Source organism: Pseudomonas sp. RL_105y_Pfl2_101 (genome assembly GCF_963970585.1).
GTDB lineage: Bacteria > Pseudomonadota > Gammaproteobacteria > Pseudomonadales > Pseudomonadaceae > Aquipseudomonas.
This window is the reverse complement of the sequence record NZ_CAXAPG010000109.1, coordinates 1-1,880: the sequence shown is the minus strand read 5'-3', so window position 1 is coordinate 1,880 and position 1,880 is coordinate 1. Positions and strand designations below refer to the sequence as shown.

Annotated in this window: 1 protein-coding gene and 1 pseudogene; both read right to left on the bottom strand. The window is 51.8% G+C overall.

Features of this window, described 5'->3' with window-relative positions; all coding sequences use genetic code 11:
• Positions 1-185, bottom strand: a pseudogene (locus AACY31_RS28625) (DUF6708 domain-containing protein); the annotation flags it as partial.
• Between the two features lie 1,050 nt (positions 186-1,235).
• Positions 1,236-1,880 (bottom strand): RHS repeat-associated core domain-containing protein (locus AACY31_RS28620; RefSeq protein WP_339505629.1); only part of this gene is annotated, 645 nt, incomplete at its 5' end.

Below are 1,880 nucleotides of genomic sequence, written 5' to 3'. Positions count from 1 at the left end.
ACGTGGTGGGTGCCAGGTTTCACCACGGCGAGGGTGACGGTTTCGATGAGGCCGCCACTGCCCAGGGGGCCGTATACGCTGCAAGCTTCGGCGCGCAGATCATCCCAGTCATAGACTTCGGTCCGTACGCCCCAGGCGGTGCGGCTGAAGGGCCTGAGTCCGTCACGGGGAGGGGCAACGTCCATTCGCCAAAAATAAATACCTAGCCACATGCCGATACCTATCGGGACGAGCTCCAATATTTTGGATAGCAAAGACGAAGGGGTTGGAGAACTGGCGTGGATCATTATTAGGAACATTGCTAAGGACAATGCCATTGCAAACATGAATGCGGCACACCAAATGCCTACGCCACGAACTCTCACTGTAGCGCGCGCTAGTTCAAGATACACATTGTCAACATGATTAGGCGGATTCGAGAGTACTGGAGGGTACGGTTCAATAGAGGGCGACTCGCTTGGCCCCGGCAGATCGCGCTTCCAGCCAGGAGCAGGTTTGTCGAGTAAAGCTGCTTTAAATACCATGATGAGCCGTTCCAGTTCGGGGTGAACGCCGCTTGCAATATTTAGCCTCCAGCTCCGGTTCGGCGAGCGGTGCAGGGATATGGTGGATACCCATGACCTCGCCCAACGGGTCGTACTGGTAAATGCGCCCGCTACCATCCAGATCCTGCTGGGCCAGCAGGCGGTGAAGCGCATCCCATTCGAAGCAGTGCGTTCGCGGTTCTCATTGCTCAGGTGCAGCGGGCGGCTACTGGGTACTATTGCGATCATCGTCGGGAGTAGCTGCGTTGATAATTAAATTTTGTTAGGCGCTAAGTCGCGCAAATTCCATGTCATTTTCAAATGATAGGTTGATGCACCAAGAAAAGTCGCTGCGGAATAGGTAGTGGGATTGGGGGATGTCGACAATGGCGCACAGGAACGCTTGTAGGTCAGAGCTTTTTACAGTGTAGGCGTGATCTGTAAGGCTGTCTCCTATATAAATTATCTCCGAGTCATCGTCATCTAAATTGGGTATGGATTTTACAAAGTTGCAATAGTCTAGGTGGATATTTTCAGGGTTTGCTCTAGAGTATTTGTAGTCCGGGAGCGAGGAGAGGTCTATTCGGCCGCCTATTGTTGGATACTTTTGGTCAATTATTTCTAAATATTGTTCTAGCGAATGTAGCGCGTTGATTTGTATTTCTGCCTTTTTGCAGGATTCGATAAGATCAAGGTCGTATGACATTATTTTTATACTCTGCATGAAAGTGAGCGACTAAGCTTGCTGAATGTTTTTTGTATTCTGGAAACAATTGATGTTGTTGAGTTGAAAGTGAAGTGGGGGCCTTTTTCCTTGCCTGCCCAAGTGTTGATGTGAGCCTTGTTTCTATCGTCAAACTCAACTCTGAAACCTACTTTTCCATTAGCCGTCCGCATTCCAATCGGCGTTCCCTTTATATCTCCAAAGCGCCCTAGTGTTTCCTTCTCTGCCCGGAATCCTCGCTTCTCAAGCCATTTCAAAGCCGCATTTCTAGCCTGTTCATATGACTCAAAGACCTTGTCAGTGGTTAAACCAAGCGGATCTGCCCACCCCGTCGAATTCGGCGCATACAGATAGAGGTTCAGCCCACCCGCCAACCCAATCGGATCCGGCTGGGTAAACCGCCCCACATCCGGATCAAAAAACCTGAAGGTGTTGTAGTGCAGCCCGGTTTCGCGGTCAAGGTACTGCCCCTGAAACCGCAGGTTCTGCTCACGTCCCGGTTGTTGATCATGCCACTCGTCCCGCGTCCTGCCCCAGGCCTGGTACTCGCTGTGCCACACCGTGTGGCCGTCCGTATCGGTCAGCTGTTCCGGCAGCCCGGCCAGGTTGGTGTGGAAGTAGAAGATCGCCTC